The sequence below is a fragment of the Laspinema olomoucense D3b genome, from assembly GCF_025370785.1.
Lineage (GTDB): Bacteria > Cyanobacteriota > Cyanobacteriia > Cyanobacteriales > Laspinemataceae > Laspinema > Laspinema olomoucense.
The window spans coordinates 25495-38262 of sequence record NZ_JAMXFA010000053.1; the positions used below are offsets into that span (position 1 = coordinate 25495).

Genomic DNA, 12768 nt, shown 5'->3' on the forward strand with positions numbered 1-12768 from the left:
CTTTACACAATCTTTAATAATAAGCCACTCATTAAAGCCAGAAAGCTAGTTTTTTTTCCCTTTTATCTAATCCCTACCCGCAATCCTTGAGGGTTTGGGAACCAAGCGGGGTAATACACCAGTCTGTAAACATTTTCTATATATATAAAGTTTAATTTGGGGATTTCCCAAAGTCCTGAAAGGCTTTAAAAACCGGAATTCACCCTCGCCGGATTGGGGCGAATCCCGGAATTCTGGGGCATGGTAGTTCATGCCCCGGAATCACTTAAGCGCCCTTACCGATATCGGTAATGCTAAATAAAGCTTGAGCATCGACACGGGGGATACTGGGGGCGAAAAACCCACCAGAGAACAAGCGATCTTGCTGCTGGGCAAAGATCGGCAGGGCATTACGAACCTCTGCTGCCACTTCCGTGGTTTTCACATCATAGGTTTGAGTTGCCACTTTGGGATATAACCCAATTCCGATAATTGGCAACAACAGACAAGCGGCGATCGCAATCTCCCGAGGTTTCGCATCCATAAACTCCCACGCCTCGACATTCATCATCGGCTCAACTTTGCCATAAAACACCTGGCGCAGCATGGAGAGCAAATAAATCGGCGTCACAATTAAACCGACTGCCGCTAACCCAATCACCACAACTTTAAACGTTGTGCTGTAGGCGTAACTGGTGGAAAGTCCCAAAAACACAGTCAACTCACTCACAAATCCACTCATCCCCGGTAACGCCAAGGATGCCATCGCACCGGCAGTAAACAGGGCAAACACTTTGGGCATCAACTTCGCCAAACCGCCCATTTTTGCCATTGCCAGGGTATGAGTGCGATCATAGGTGACCCCAGCCAGGAAGAATAAAGCGGCAGCAATCAATCCGTGGGAGAGCATTTGCAAAACAGCACCGCTGATTCCCAGTTCCGTTAAGGAAGCAATCCCAATCAACACAAACCCCATGTGGGAAATCGAAGAATAGGCTAAACGCCGTTTGAGGTGATCTTGCCCAAAAGCACTCAATGCACCATAGACAATATTCACGACGCCTAGGATTGCCAGAACCGGGGCAAAGTAGAGGTGGGCATTGGGAAGCATTTCCAGGTTCATGCGAATTAAGGCATAGCCGCCCATTTTCAGCAAGACCCCGGCCAAAATCATGGAAACTGGGGCGGAGGCTTCTCCGTGAGCGTCGGGGAGCCAGGTATGGAGGGGGAAAATGGGCAGTTTGACGCCAAAGGCGATGAATAACCCGGCATAAAGCAGCAATTCTAGGGCAATGGGATAATGTCTGGCACTGAGTTCGGCCATATTAAAGGTGATGGTATCGCCGTAGAATGCCATTGCTAAGGCTGCGACCAGAATAAAGATAGAAGCTAATGCAGTATATAAAATGAATTTAGTCGCGGCGTAGAGGCGTTTTTCGCCACCCCATATCGAAATGAGCAGGTAAACCGGGACGAGTTCGATTTCCCACATCAGGAAGAACAGCAGCATATCCCCAGCGGCAAAGACGCCAATTTGGGCGCTGTACAAGACCAACATCAGGGCGTAAAATAACCGGGGCTTTTTGGTGACGTTCCATCCTGCGGCAATGGCGAGGGTGGTGACTAAGGCGGTTAAGACAATTAGGGGCATGGAAATGCCATCAACGGCTAGGGTCCAGTTTAGCCCGAGTTGGGGGACCCAGGGGTAGGTTTCCACAAGCTGCAATTCGGGGTTGTGCAGGTCGTAGTTCTGCCAAAAGGCGACTAGGGTGAGGGCGAGTTCAATCAAGCCGATGCCTAGGCTGTAGAGGCGAATGGTTTTACCCTCTTGATCGGGGAGTACGGGGATGACTAAGGCCGCTAGGAGCGGGAAAAAAATTATAGTGGTTAGCCAGGGAAAGTCTATGGTTAACATAGATGGTAATAAATACTTATTGCCTACTCTTTTAGTTTATGAAGCTATATAAAGTTTTGAAAAGGGTTGTTAAGTAAAAATCATCAATCTGACCGATAAGCCAGCATAAATGCTTATCATGATGAACATTTAAGTCCCTGTTGGGGGATTAAGGCCCCTGGAATTTGCTGGATTCCTTCGTGGCGATCGCCATCACCACTCCTACTCCGGTGAGATCACATCCAAACCTGGTTAGAATCACGGAGGGGGTTTCGGTAGAATCACGGACGATCGCGAGAAAACACGGGATGATAAAGATATAAAGATGTCGAGTTCAACACCACGCTTATGTTTTCCCTCAACTTGCTCCCCGGTGCCATTCCTGAACTACTCGCCACGGTCCGAGATACCCACTGCATCACCAAAGCCGATCGCTATGGACTGATGGCAGCAATTTTAGATGAATCCCTCAGCGACGAGGACCGCTTCAGTCTCGATCGCCTACTCCGTTCTCTGTGCCGGGGACGGGTGCAAGTGGTGGATGAACTCTCCATCGTCCGCTAAGCTCTCCTAGGCCCCCCTCTGCTTCCGGGATCTATTCAATCTAGGACAACGGCATAGAACTCGACACTCGCCCCCGTTGATTCCTGAATTGAAGTCCCTCCAGTACCCAGTACCCAGTACCAAAGTACCCAGTACCCAGTACCGCCGAGGGTCCACTGATGGGGCTGGTCTCCCAAGGTCAGGTGTCTGTTAATTTCCCTGCCCGGTTTCCTGCCAGCTCAGAAGCACTTTCTGTTATTAAAAAATTCCCTCCAAAACCCGGTCAGACTCGCTTGTTTATCGAGTCTTGGACCTTTAGATTTTATTAAGTTTTTTAAAATTATCACCTGAGCCGAAAAAAATAGCCCTATAATTGCGTAACATTGTTTTGAGCTGGTTTGGGAAGGGTAAAATCCTTGTCAAGGATGACTCTCTAGCGCGAGATGAATTGTATATCCAATCAGCCAGAATCCCCAGAAATTCGAGGAACTTTTCAAGTTTATGACTGAAACGCCGAACTACCGCTTTGAGACCCTACAAGTTCATGCCGGACAGGAACCAGCCCCAGGGACAAATGCCCGTGCTGTTCCAATTTACCAAACCACTTCTTATGTCTTCAATGACGCTGATCACGGCGCCAATTTGTTTGCCTTAAAAGAATTCGGGAATATTTATACCCGAATTATGAACCCGACCACCGATGCGTTTGAGAAGCGGATTGCTGCTTTGGAAGGGGGGGTGGCTGCCTTAGCAACGTCCAGTGGTCAAGCGGCCCAATTTTTGGCGATCGCCACGATTTGTGAAGCGGGAGATAACATTGTTTCCACCAGTTTTGTCTATGGCGGAACCTACAATCAATTTAAAGTAGCTCTGCCCCGTTTAGGCATTAACGTTAAATTTGTCGATGGAGATAATCCAGAAGATTTCCGAAAGGCGATCGATGACAAAACTAAAGCTATTTATTTAGAAAGTATCGGGAATCCTAAATGCAATATTCCTGATTTTTCTGCCATTGCGGATATCGCCCATGAACATGGAATTCCCTTAATTGTAGATAATACCTTTGGTTGTGGGGGTTACTTGTGCAAACCCTTGGAACATGGTGCAGATATCATTACGGAATCGGCAACAAAATGGATTGGCGGTCATGGGACATCCATTGGTGGCGTGATTGTAGATTCGGGTAAATTTGATTGGGGAAATGGCAAATTCCCCATCTTTACTGAACCCTCTCCCGGTTATCATGGCATGAATTTCTATGAAACCTTTGGGCCCAAGAGTCCTTTTGGAAATATTGCCTTTATCATTCGCGCCCGGGTAGAAGGATTACGTGATTTTGGACCAGCCATGAGTCCATTTAATGCTTTCTTGCTTTTACAGGGGTTAGAAACCCTCTCGCTACGAGTTCAGCGTCATGCTGATAATGCGATGGAGTTAGCAAAATGGCTCTCCAAGCATCCCAAGGTAGAATGGGTTAAATATTCAGGACTCAAGGATAATCCCTATCACAAGTTAGCTAAAAAATACCTGACCAATGGGTTTGGCTGTGTGGTCAATTTTGGGATTAAAGGCGGCATGGAAGCGGGCCGCGAATTTATCAACAATGTGAAGTTAGCCAGCCATTTAGCTAATGTCGGCGATGCAAAAACTCTGGTGATTCATCCCGCCTCGACGACTCACCAACAATTGAGTGAAGAGGAACAAAAATCCTCTGGGGTAACCCCGGATATGGTTCGGGTTTCTGTGGGAATTGAACATATTGAGGATATCAAGGCCGATTTCGACCAAGCTTTTAAAAAAGCTTAGGAATTAACCCGGTCCCTGGGTGAGAGGCGATTCGGTTAATCCCAGGATGCTGCGTCACAGAGGCGATCGCCTCTGTGTTCGCACCTCTACCCCCCGACCCTTCATTCAGAGCACTGGGCCTTTGGAGTCGGCTTTGCTCCTACTCATCCTCCAGGGATGATCAATTCTTGACCTAAGAAACAAAAGCTAGAACGAGATTGGATTACAATAGAAACAATAAAAATTGAGGGGACTCGGTGACGGGCAAGGGGTACAATGTAGCAACAAACCGTCAGCGAATACCCGACGCTAACGGTTATATGACGCGAGCAGCGTTTCTGAGCCGATTGTTCACGGACCCACTCTGCGATCGCTAGAGATGAAACATTATGAATGAGACCCGATATATTTCCCCTGAAACCCAGTTTTGTGAGCTTAAACAACCCGTTATCCTAGAATCCGGACAGGTTTTGATCGGGGTTCAAGTTGCCTATCGCACCTGGGGGAAGCTCAACCCAGAACGAAATAACGCGGTGGTTATCTGCCATGCCTTAACCGGATGGGCGGATGCGGATCAGTGGTGGGACCCTTTGTTTGGTCCCGGAAAAGCCCTGGATACGGAAAAAGATTTTATTATTTGCAGCAACGTCCTGGGCAGTTGTTACGGCACGACCGGACCCACGTCGGTCAATCCCGAAACCGGATGTCCCTACGGTCCCGATTTCCCTCGGATTACGATTCGGGATATGGTGCGAGTCCAGGCGGCTTTGCTGGATGAGTTGGAAGTTGCAAAAGTGAAGCTGGTGATCGGGGGGTCATTAGGCGGGATGCAGGTCCTGGAATGGGGGGTGATGTATCCGGAAAAAGTGGAGGCGATCGCCACCTTTGCCGCCTCGGGTAGACATTCCTCCTGGTGTATTGGACTCAGCGAAGCCCAGCGCCAAGCCATTTATGCTGACCCCTACTGGCGCGGTGGCTATTACACCATTGAACAACCCCCCGCCGCCGGATTGTCCGCTGCACGCATGATGGCGATGTGTTCTTATCGCAGTTGGGCCAGTTTAGAGCAAAAATTTGGGCGCAACAAAGGTGCCGATGGCAATTGGGAAATCGTTAACTATCTCCACCATCAAGGTCAAAAACTGGTGAATCGCTTTGATGCGAATAGTTACATTACCCTGACTTACGCGATGGATAGTCACGATGTGTCTCGCGGAATTGGGGATTATGATTCGGTCCTCGCCAGTATCCAGCAACCGACGCTCGTAGTGGCGATCGATTCTGATGTGCTTTATCCTCCGGTGGAACAGGAGAAGTTAGCGCAGTTGATTCCGAATGCTCAACTGGGGTGGTTGAACTCTCCCCACGGGCACGATGCGTTTTTAATTGATATGGAAGACTTGAATGCAATGGTGGTGAATTTCCGCCAGTCCCTGGACTGGAATGCCGCCAATCGCGATCGCTCTCATCTCTCCCGAATTTGGCGCGTGGATAATTAGCCATAACGGGGTAATTAGGACTTACCCGCTTACAAGAGTAGCTGAACGTAAAAAACTTACTCTTGTAAGCCCCTTACCCGGGTGTGGAAAAGTTAGCGGGTTGTTTAAGGGGAGATTTCGCTTCCACACTCACCGACCCTCGCTGATCAATTTGCACCGATTGCGCCTGGGACTGGATTCCGGCTTTCTGCCATGCTTCCACCATTGCCGTGGCCACATCTGCCGACTGTCCTGGGGAAGATAACGCTAACAGGGTTGGACCTGCACCACTAATGGTCAATCCATAGGCTCCCGCATTTAAAGCCGCTGCATGAACCACATCATAACCGGGGATCAAACCTTTGCGATAGGGCTGATGGAGGCGATCGCTCATGGCAACCCGCAACCATTGACCATTGTTGGTGGCTAATCCCCGCAGAAGTAACCCCAAATGGGCGGTATTGTAAATTGCATCTGCCCGAGTGTAGTGGGTTGGCAGGACCTGGCGCGCGGTTTCGGTGGACAATTCAAAGTCGGGAATCGCCACTACTGGGATAATTTCTGAATGCCAGGGAACGTCACAGATTTCCCACCCGGGGCGATCGCTTGCTAGTTCTTCCGGGATGGATGCCGCCAAACGACATCCCCCGAGTAAGGCGGGAACGACGTTATCGGGATGCTTTTCCATGTCGATCGCCAGATCTACCAGTTGCAATAGAGTCAGGGGTTTTCCGGCGAGGTGATTGGCCCCCATCAATCCACCGGCGATCGCCGTTGCGGAACTTCCCAGTCCTCGCGCTAGGGGAATTCCCAGTTCTATCTCGATTTCTACCGGGGGTGGGGATTGGCCGAGATGGGCGTAGAATTTAGCAAAGGCTTTATAGACCAGATTGGTCTCATCAGCAATCACGCGATCGGCTTCTAATCCCTTGACGAAAATCTGAAGCGTTTTTTGATCCGGTGTGGATGGATTGAGGGCGATCGCCGAAAACTTAAAGTGATTGTACAGGGTTAATGCAGCCCCAAAACAGTCAAAACCAGGCCCGAGGTTAGCAGTGGTGGCCGGAACGGTAACGGTAACGGTGGAGTGGGTAGAAGACATCAAAGGTTTTAAGGGAGTACGTTTCTTCAGTCGAGAAAAAATAAAAATTTTCTGGGGCGTCAGTTCCGGATGGTCAGTCGCCGGAAGACAAACCGGGTTTATTGACCAAATGTCTACAAAGCAAGCAAGATGCTTTAGCTCAGCAACCGGGTTTCTTGTCCCGTGACTCTAATCCTATACCGACGACCTCGGTGGTGGTTTTTTGAATAAAAGTCTTACAAAATCTAACTCCCGCCCGGATCACGGGAGGCTGGGTGGGGGTCACTTTAGAGGAATTTTGCCCGAGGTCTAAGGAAATAAAAATCAAAGTTCCGCGCCTGAGAGGATGAGGATCTGCAATTTCTTATCTTTACATTTAAGGGGAATGACTCATCTAAAATTTTCGCTTTTTCTGTTCTTTATCCAAGACGATCGCGCCCACCCAAGCCAATAACCCCATCGCCACGGGAAAGGATGCTTTTCCGATGGCCCAAAATAAAACGGCCCCACAGATTACCACGAAAGCTGTGATCAAGGCATCAGGAACGACGACTTTTTTCTCGTTGGGGGTAGCCCCTAGAATTTGCACCCAGGCATAGCCAACTCCCACCACCGCCATCCAGGCAGAATTAGCGATTCTCTGGGAGAGCGCGGGTTCCTCTAAGACGCCTATCCAGGTGTGAGCGGCGATGATTCCACCCCAGGCTAAAACTGTAGCCCCAGCCCCGGCTAAGTAGAGAATATCAAGTTGGACTGCCCCTAACTTTTTGAGGAGGAAGCGAAAGAGATAATGACAGGCGATCGCCACGAGCACAGCACCGAGGGTAACCGCGAACGACTGGACCCCGAACAGGGCCGTTTCTTTGGCAGTAGCCCCACGCCTAGCAATGGCCCAAAACCCGGCGAGTAGAAAGGCTCCCACCCCAGTTACTGCACTGACTCCCATGATAGTTTTAGCGAGGAACTTTAGGGTAAATTCGATAACGCATTCCCGTCTAGTTCCCAGGGAGAGTAATGAACTGTTGGCAATATGCTGGGCGATCGGCCAAAACAAGACTAATCCAGCCGGTATCAATAACCCGAGTTTCCAGGTTACGGAGTCGAGTCCGACTACCACCCAACCCCATACTGCCCCCAAAGCCACAACCAGGCAGAGTCCAAGAAGAAAGAGCGAGCGTTGCATCCCCATTGGGTAAATCGCAGGTAGTTATGAGTTTTTCATTGTTCAAGGATTTTATCGCATTTATTCGGGCGATCTCAAAAATCTCTGAACAACCCTCCCCAGAGTTATCCCTCTCATGCGGGGGATAACCCGTAAGGCATCGCTCCTATTTTGGCGATCGGGGGGGACTCTAGTTCTGTGGGTTAGCTCGCTACAACCGGGGAACTGCTATCGGTGGCTGGAGCAGGTAGGAGCAAGGGCCCTCATCACCCGCGTTTGCTCCTTAAACAAATAAAAGTTAACTCATTGGAGCGCTCACGACTCGCTCGGATTCATAGCTCGAACTGCCGCCTGTGGTTAAATAAAAATAGCGCCTGGTCAGTTCCGGTAAAACCGCATCGGCAAAATTCGCCCCCTCGACATTCGTTCCCACCAACGTGGCATTACTCAGATCCGCTTCCACCAATTCCGCCCGATTTAAAGAGGCCCAATTTAAGTTAGCTTTCTGGAGAGAGGCTCCGGTTAAATTGGCTCCACTGAGGTCTGCCCCCATTAAACTCGCCGATCGCAGGGTGGCATAAGCCAGATTAGCAGCAATCAGGTTCGCACCCTCTAAATTAGAGTTACTCAATTTGGCTTGCTTGAGATTAATACCATTAAGATTGACCCCATTGAGGTCCACCCCGTTTAAATAGGCCCCCTCAAAGGTAATCCCATTTAAATTCGCACCATAGAGCATGGCACCGCTGAGTCGGGCACAATTCAGGATCGCCCAACTGAGGTTGGCACCCGTGAGATTAGCCGCTCGCAGATTTACCCATTCCATATTGGCTCCTGCCAAATTTGCACTCCGCAGATTAGCGCTGCGGAGGTTTGTGCTATTCAGGTTCGCCGCGCTGAGTTTCGCTCTAGGTAATTTGGCTTTAACTAAGACTGCACCGGAAAGCGCTGCTTTAGTCAGATCTGCATCCATCAATTTAGCGTTTTCCATCTTTGCATAGCTCAAATTTGCCCATTGCAACGCCGCCTTACTCAAGTCAGCTTTAGTCAGATTTGCTCGACTCAAATTCGTTCCCCGCAGCACTGCGTGACTGAGATTTATGCCAATGAGGTTGGCTCGGCTGAGATCGGCTCCACTGAGATCCACCCCAGCAAAGTCTCTTTGACCCATTTCATACCGTTCAAGTAGTTCGCTAACGTTCATCCGATTCATTGCTCCCTCGATTTTTGTGAAAAGCTCGGCTCTCTCAAGATTTTGGTATTAGGACGTCGTTTAGGGTTGGCTAGGATCAGCAGAATTATATAAAAATTTAACGCTCCGACCTCTTCTGCCTTAAGCCATAAATGGATGACTGCCCAGAAAATAAAATAATTTATTCATATTGTCATTGTACCCTTAAAGAAGGCCAGAGCGTAATAAGTTTTGTTTTAAGAATTTGGTGTCTCGTGCTTGCACTCAGGTCGGGTCGTAGTGCAGTCCAAGTCGTGTCCCTCTCTAGGCCGTATTTCCCTAACTCCGAGTACAAGTGCTTACTCCATGAAAGGCGAAACTCGATGCTGTGATCCTCAACTCATCGACCCAGGAGGTATTTTGGGGTTGGAATTGGGGCTAATTTTGATCCCTATCCCTAAATTCACTAGATTCCCAGCAGTCCTTTACAGAAAAAGCCAGTAGATTTGCCCCCTTATTCTGATTCGGCTGTAATTAAACCCAAGGCGCGATCGATAATTTCTGCTCGATTTACTTTCTCTTCTAACTCCCCAACCTCGTAACGCCCTTCTTCCACTTCTAGGGACGCTTCATCCATCGCATTAATATAGGCTTCTTCTACCGTTTCACTTAACTCTTCACGACTCAAGTAATACCCCCCAGCTTTCCGCCGCTTGTTTTCCCGTTGAATTTCCCGAACTGAATTGCGAATCGACACCTCCCAAGACCGAGTGGAGCGATGTTCTACTTGCTGCTTAATCAGATGGAGCAGTAAAATTACTGCATAGCTCCGAATTGTCTTGATGATGTCTTTGCGTCCCATTTCTGCCAATTCTTCAACAATTTCTAAAGAGCCTTTAATATCGCCTTGGATTAGTTTTTCTTTGAGTTCTAACAGTTCTTCCATAATTTATCAGGCTTCCGTTTAGGGTTTTGTATGAGATGAATAGAGGCAACTACATTAGACAAAATTCTGAAAATTTAGACCTCGGTAAGCTTAGAGTGCCAAACTAAAATTTGGGGTTCTTTTAAAAGTGGCATTGCAGATTCTTTCCCTTGTGAATCGGAAAAGTCTCTTAAATATTGAGGAGATTCTCCTAAAAGCGATGAATGGTTTCTAGGGCCGTTGGGTGAAAGGGCGATCGCATCGCTTTTGTCTGGATTAGGATATTCCTGTGCAAAACTATAGCATTGGCTCTACTATTTATACCCATCCAGCCATCTCAGAGAAAGTTTAGCAGAGCAAGAGCCAAAATCATATCGGGGAAAGTTTCATGGGGGACCGGCTTTTGGGAGGGGGGGTTCCTGCTGTGGGAAGGCTTGTGCAGCGATCGCCAGATCGGATAACATACAACAATAGCCGCTCCCTTCGGCCACAGCCTATAGCTTGGAGCGCCTTGAATCAGGGTTCAATTTATAGAATTAAATACCATGACACAGAGGATTCCTGAAGAATTTTGGCAGGCTATAGATGAGTTTAATGCTCAAGATTATTATGCCTGCCACGACACCTTAGAAGCCTTATGGATGGATGCAGTAGAACCCGACAAGAAATTTTATCAAGGGGTTTTACAGATTGCCGTATCCCTTTATCATCTGGGAAATTTGAACTGGCGAGGTGCCGCGATTTTATTGGGAGAAGGAATGAGTCGATTAGGATATTATTCCCCTGAATATTATAGTATAGATGTGGAAAAATTAATTACGGAAAGTCAAGAAATTTTACAGGGTTTGCAGGAGTCGGGTCCTGAGAATGTGGCGGAGTTTGCCCAACAGTTATTTACCGTCGATCGCCTCGAAGGAAGCGATGGAATAGTCCCATTGAAAGTCCCTCAAATTGGGAAATTTGTCTAGTTTGCCGTTGAGCGGTTGCCTGTCTAAACTGGAGGTCAGTTATAAATATGTAATGATGGCTTATTAGGATGAATAAAATACCCTAAAGCTCCCCGCTTATTTTCTAATTTCTTCTTCTTAAAGGTATTATTAAACCCTCAATAGAAAATCCCCTCAAAATGGATCTTTTTGGGGGGTATAAAGAAAAGAGAGACCGGGTTGACTTTCAAGTCTCTCTCTGGGCCGATTAATGATTAAAGATTATTCTACAAGGTGAGCTTCCGGGGTTTGAATTTGCTCGATGGTCTGATTCAGGTTGTTTAATAGTTCGGAAATGGTTAAGGGCTTAATAAAATAATAATTCGCCCTTAAGCATTTAATAATTTCTAGCTCTAGTGGCTCAATAGAGCTACTCATTAGGATAACTGGTAAGTGTTTCAAATGAGCAGTTTGTCGAATCCAAGCCAGTAATTCTAACCCGGACAAATGGGGCATATTGATATCGGAAAGAATCAAATCGGGTAACTGGCCTGACTCCTGGCGATCGCCTGAATTGGCGGAATTCTCCAATAGGTAATCGATAGCTTCCTTCCCATCCTGGAGGAGCTTTATTTCCGCTTCTGCCCACAAAGGTGAGTGTTGAAAAGTTACTTTTAAGATATTGGCATAAGCTAGATTATCTTCAACAACTAAGATTTTTTTACGGGTGGCTACTCGATTCATAAGTTCTTTCTCTGGATATATTTATTGTTTCTGTCGGTTAGATAGACTTCCTAGTCGCGATGAAGGCAAATTCGTTTCCCAGGGCACTCTTTTGTCTCTAAAGATTAACCAAGGTGATATCTAAGGGGGTCTATAATGGCCAAAAAAATTATAAAATTACCGGGTTTATATCATTTAAAGTAGCCCTCTATTTTAAAATAAGTCTTACTTTATTAATCAAATTTTACGGATTGCTATACTGACTCTAAACCCCGGGGAAAAGTTCCCTATTTTGAGGGGGCGTTCTTCAGCCAAGAGCCAAATTTATTTCGTAAAATATTTAATTATCCGCAGATATTACAACTTCGCCTAGAGTTTAGCCTCTATCCCTAGATAGAATTATTGGGATATTTTTTAGTATCACGGGCTACAGAAAAATCCGAAACCCTTGTGGCTGATGAAGTTTGTCCCCATACCCTGCTCAGGGGAAGGGTCCTAGATTTTCTGGAGACTGGGTTGGGGGGAAATCCCGGGTTTTGGGCCCTGGGGCGCTCGCCTTTGAGGAAAACCAGAACCCTGAGCGTGCTGAAGAACAAAAAATTGAATCCATGCATCTCCACCGCGAAAAAAAAAATACAAAGAGTGCACAGTCCTACTAAATATGATATGATTTTTCCATCATCAATTAATTTTTCACTACCTCAAATAGGAGAACTAGAAAGTCAGGCGTGAACTCCAGTAACCCCACTAACTAATACCCAATTGAGAAGATTGATTAGGAGGAAGGCATTTTTAAACTTGATTTATTTACCCAATATGTCAAGGCGATGAATCAGCGGATTGAACGCCTATATCACCGGAGTTCTGAACATTCGGCTATACAGTCCAACGGTGACTTACTGCCGATCGCCTTTAAAGAACTCGGGACCGCTTCGGAAGAATTGCTCGTTGCCTTAGAACAACTAGCTGAGCAGCAGGAACAACTGGTTGAATCTCGCACCCAACTCGAAGCGGAACGCAGGCGTTATAGCGGTTCCCGGACTCATGAGGTACAGTAGCAACAATGAGCAAACCAATTGCGAATATCTTGTTGAGTGACTT

11 protein-coding genes are annotated in these 12768 nt (G+C 47.4%); 5 read left to right on the top strand and 6 right to left on the bottom strand.

The window, feature by feature from the left end; all coding sequences use genetic code 11:
- Window positions 1-265: 265 nt before the first annotated feature.
- Complete coding sequence (locus NG792_RS25985) at window positions 266-1894, bottom strand: NAD(P)H-quinone oxidoreductase subunit 4 (RefSeq protein ID WP_261237340.1); 1629 nt, start codon at window positions 1892-1894, stop codon at window positions 266-268.
- Window positions 1895-2221: 327 nt separating this feature from the next.
- Here NG792_RS25985 and NG792_RS25990 point away from each other — a divergent pair, with 327 nt between their 5' ends.
- The 3 genes from NG792_RS25990 (at window position 2222) to metX (ending at window position 5700) form a co-directional block, all read left to right on the top strand.
- Window positions 2222-2437: a hypothetical protein gene (locus NG792_RS25990; protein ID WP_261197913.1), complete on the top strand. Its 216-nt coding sequence runs from the start codon at window positions 2222-2224 to the stop codon at window positions 2435-2437.
- A 480-nt stretch (window positions 2438-2917) separates the two neighbouring features.
- The gene (locus tag NG792_RS25995; RefSeq protein WP_261197914.1) at window positions 2918-4222 is read left to right on the top strand and encodes an O-acetylhomoserine aminocarboxypropyltransferase/cysteine synthase family protein; all 1305 of its coding nucleotides are present in this window, start codon (window positions 2918-2920) and stop codon (window positions 4220-4222) included.
- Window positions 4223-4590: 368 nt separating this feature from the next.
- The gene (gene metX, locus NG792_RS26000; RefSeq protein ID WP_261197915.1) at window positions 4591-5700 is read left to right on the top strand and encodes a homoserine O-acetyltransferase MetX; all 1110 of its coding nucleotides are present in this window, start codon (window positions 4591-4593) and stop codon (window positions 5698-5700) included.
- A gap of 73 nt (window positions 5701-5773) precedes the next feature.
- On the opposite strand, the gene thrB is transcribed toward metX, so the two are convergent.
- The 4 genes from thrB to NG792_RS26020 form a co-directional block, all read right to left on the bottom strand.
- Window positions 5774-6781, bottom strand: a complete 1008-nt coding sequence (gene thrB / locus NG792_RS26005; RefSeq protein ID WP_261237341.1) for a homoserine kinase — start codon at window positions 6779-6781, stop codon at window positions 5774-5776.
- Between the two features lie 373 nt (window positions 6782-7154).
- Window positions 7155-7943, bottom strand: a complete 789-nt coding sequence (locus NG792_RS26010; RefSeq protein WP_261237342.1) for a hypothetical protein — start codon at window positions 7941-7943, stop codon at window positions 7155-7157.
- A gap of 277 nt (window positions 7944-8220) precedes the next feature.
- The gene (locus tag NG792_RS26015) at window positions 8221-9126 is read right to left on the bottom strand and encodes a pentapeptide repeat-containing protein (RefSeq protein WP_261237343.1); all 906 of its coding nucleotides are present in this window, start codon (window positions 9124-9126) and stop codon (window positions 8221-8223) included.
- 481 nt (window positions 9127-9607) lie between these two features.
- Window positions 9608-10039 (bottom strand): DUF29 domain-containing protein, encoded by a 432-nt coding sequence (locus NG792_RS26020; RefSeq protein WP_261197920.1) that lies wholly within the window; start codon window positions 10037-10039, stop codon window positions 9608-9610.
- A gap of 524 nt (window positions 10040-10563) precedes the next feature.
- Between NG792_RS26020 and NG792_RS26025 the strand changes: the two genes are divergently transcribed.
- Entirely contained in the window at window positions 10564-10986 is a 423-nt protein-coding gene (locus NG792_RS26025) for a DUF309 domain-containing protein (RefSeq protein ID WP_261197921.1), read from the top strand.
- A gap of 240 nt (window positions 10987-11226) precedes the next feature.
- Here the strand turns inward: NG792_RS26025 and NG792_RS26030 are convergent, their stop codons facing one another.
- Window positions 11227-11688 carry a response regulator gene (locus tag NG792_RS26030; protein ID WP_261197922.1) on the bottom strand — a complete coding sequence of 154 codons (462 nt, stop codon included), beginning with the start codon at window positions 11686-11688 and terminating at the stop codon, window positions 11227-11229.
- Window positions 11689-12494: 806 nt separating this feature from the next.
- Between NG792_RS26030 and NG792_RS26035 the strand changes: the two genes are divergently transcribed.
- A complete protein-coding gene (locus tag NG792_RS26035) occupies window positions 12495-12725 on the top strand; it encodes a hypothetical protein (protein WP_261237344.1) in 231 nt (76 codons plus the stop codon).
- Window positions 12726-12768 lie beyond the last annotated feature (43 nt).

Excerpts from the sequence above, each read along its gene's own strand:
- NG792_RS25995 (WP_261197914.1), top strand. The coding sequence starts at position 2,918 with ATGACTGAAACGCCGAACTACCGCTTTGAGACCCTACAAGTTCATGCC.
- NG792_RS25990 (WP_261197913.1), top strand. The coding sequence starts at position 2,222 with ATGTTTTCCCTCAACTTGCTCCCCGGTGCCATTCCTGAACTACTCGCC.
- NG792_RS26025 (WP_261197921.1), top strand. The coding sequence starts at position 10,564 with ATGACACAGAGGATTCCTGAAGAATTTTGGCAGGCTATAGATGAGTTT.
- NG792_RS26035 (WP_261237344.1), top strand. The coding sequence starts at position 12,495 with ATGAATCAGCGGATTGAACGCCTATATCACCGGAGTTCTGAACATTCG.
- metX (WP_261197915.1), top strand. The coding sequence starts at position 4,591 with ATGAATGAGACCCGATATATTTCCCCTGAAACCCAGTTTTGTGAGCTT.
- NG792_RS25985 (WP_261237340.1), bottom strand. The coding sequence starts at position 1,894 with ATGTTAACCATAGACTTTCCCTGGCTAACCACTATAATTTTTTTCCCG.
- NG792_RS26015 (WP_261237343.1), bottom strand. The coding sequence starts at position 9,126 with ATGAACGTTAGCGAACTACTTGAACGGTATGAAATGGGTCAAAGAGAC.
- NG792_RS26010 (WP_261237342.1), bottom strand. The coding sequence starts at position 7,943 with ATGCAACGCTCGCTCTTTCTTCTTGGACTCTGCCTGGTTGTGGCTTTG.
- NG792_RS26020 (WP_261197920.1), bottom strand. The coding sequence starts at position 10,039 with ATGGAAGAACTGTTAGAACTCAAAGAAAAACTAATCCAAGGCGATATT.
- NG792_RS26030 (WP_261197922.1), bottom strand. The coding sequence starts at position 11,688 with ATGAATCGAGTAGCCACCCGTAAAAAAATCTTAGTTGTTGAAGATAAT.
- thrB (WP_261237341.1), bottom strand. The coding sequence starts at position 6,781 with ATGTCTTCTACCCACTCCACCGTTACCGTTACCGTTCCGGCCACCACT.